The organism is Mesorhizobium sp. M7A.F.Ca.US.005.03.2.1 (genome assembly GCF_003997795.1).
Taxonomy (GTDB): domain Bacteria; phylum Pseudomonadota; class Alphaproteobacteria; order Rhizobiales; family Rhizobiaceae; genus Mesorhizobium; species Mesorhizobium ciceri.
This window is the reverse complement of sequence record NZ_RZRP01001371.1, coordinates 1-955: the sequence shown is the minus strand read 5'-3', so window position 1 is coordinate 955 and position 955 is coordinate 1. Positions and strand designations below refer to the sequence as shown.

The 955-nt window shown below is 66.6% G+C and carries 1 protein-coding gene; it reads right to left on the bottom strand.

The genetic code is table 11. The features are described from left to right. Window positions 1–955: amidase family protein (locus EN991_RS37860; protein ID WP_245461194.1), on the bottom strand; the 955-nt coding region annotated here is incomplete at both ends.

Sequence of the window (955 nt, the reverse complement as noted above, 5' to 3'; positions counted from 1 at the left end):
GCTGGCGTTTTCCGCCTCGGCGTCGATCGGCAGGTCGAGGGTGATGGTGATCTCGTCCTGATCGCCGGTCGTGCGCGTCTCGGCGGCAAGCGCGATGACGAGCGGAGGTGCCTTGCCGTTACCGGTTTGCGTGGGCCGGCGGGAAAATACATCTTCAGTCAGTTCCGGCGTGCGTGGGGGCAGGGTGCGGCGCCGGGTCGACAGTTCGTAGTCGCCGGCCATGCGCAGCAGCCTTTCGTCATCATAGGCCTTGCCGGCGAAAGTCAGGCCGACCGGCATGCCGATATCGGCCATGGTTCCCATCGGCACGGTGACGGTGGGGATGCCGAGATGGCGCCAGACCAGATTGCCGTTGGCGACCCAGGTGCCATTGCGCCAGGCAAGGACGGCGGATGCCTCGTCGATGTCTGCATCGGCCGGTCCGACATCGGCGGCGGCGGGCAGCACCACGGCGTCGATGTCTTGGCCGTCCAGCCAGACCTCGAAATCGATCCGCCTTGTTGCTTCGAGGCCCTTCAGTCCGTCTTCCAGCGTTGGAATGTCTGCGAACGGCGTGACGCCGAACCGGGCCCGTTCCACATATTCTCTCAGATCGAAGCCGCCCTCATAGCGGTCGGGCAGCGTGCCGGGCGGCTGCGGGAAGATCTTTGGGCCGTCGACGGAGACGAGATCGGGCACGGCCGGGTCGGCATTGGCGCGCAAAAAGTCGTCCCAGCCCCAGATGCTGAGATCCCAGAGTTCGCGCTCGGCGAAGTCCTGCGGCACCAGCCCGCGCTCGACCATGGTGCGCGCCCCGGGGCGGTCGCGCTCGTAGTTGGAGACGACGGGGAAATCGACCTCGATCACCTCGGCGCCAAGCCGCTTGAGATCGGCCGCTGCCTGCTCCCACAGGGCAAGCACCGAGGCGCGGGTTTCGATCGGCGCATCGGCCTCGCTGTCGCGGCCGATATACATT